The sequence below is a fragment of the Paenibacillus sp. UMB4589-SE434 genome, assembly GCF_030226685.1.
Taxonomy (GTDB): domain Bacteria; phylum Bacillota; class Bacilli; order Paenibacillales; family Paenibacillaceae; genus Paenibacillus_B.
Genome location: NZ_JASOYK010000022.1, coordinates 1 through 690, shown reverse-complemented (window position 1 = coordinate 690; position 690 = coordinate 1). Strand labels below are relative to the sequence as shown.

General features: G+C 54.2%; 1 rRNA gene. It reads right to left on the bottom strand.

What is annotated here, in order from left to right:
• Positions 1 to 690 (bottom strand): 23S ribosomal RNA (locus QP775_RS25550); the annotation flags it as partial.

Here is a 690-nt window from a genome sequence, read left to right as displayed (position 1 = left end):
ACGGTCCTAGGTTAGAACTCCGATACGAACAGGGTGGTATCCCAACGGCGCCTCCACCTAAGCTGGCGCTCAGGCTTCTCAGGCTCCCACCTATCCTGTACAGTCCGTACCAAAGTCCAATATCAAGCTGTAGTAAAGCTCCATGGGGTCTTTCCGTCTTGTCGCGGGTAACCTGCATCTTCACAGGTATTAAAATTTCACCGGATCTCTCGTTGAGACAGCGCCCAAGTCGTTACGCCATTCGTGCGGGTCAGAATTTACCTGACAAGGAATTTCGCTACCTTAGGACCGTTATAGTTACGGCCGCCGTTTACTGGGGCTTCGGTTCATAGCTTCGCCTTGCGGCTAACCACTCCCCTTAACCTTCCAGCACCGGGCAGGCGTCAGCCCGTATACTTCGCCTTGCGGCTTCGCACAGACCTGTGTTTTTGCTAAACAGTCGCTTGGGCCTTTTCACTGCGGCCCCCTCGGGCTATTCACCCTACCGAGGCACCCCTTCTCCCTAAGTTACGGGGTCATTTTGCCGAGTTCCTTAACGAGAGTTCTTCCGCGCGCCTTAGAATACTCATCTCGCCTACCTGTGTCGGTTTGCGGTACGGGCACCATCACCTGGCTAGAGGCTTTTCTCGGCAGCCTGAAATCAAGACCTTCGGTACTATAAATTTCCCTCCCCATCACAGCCCAGCCTTA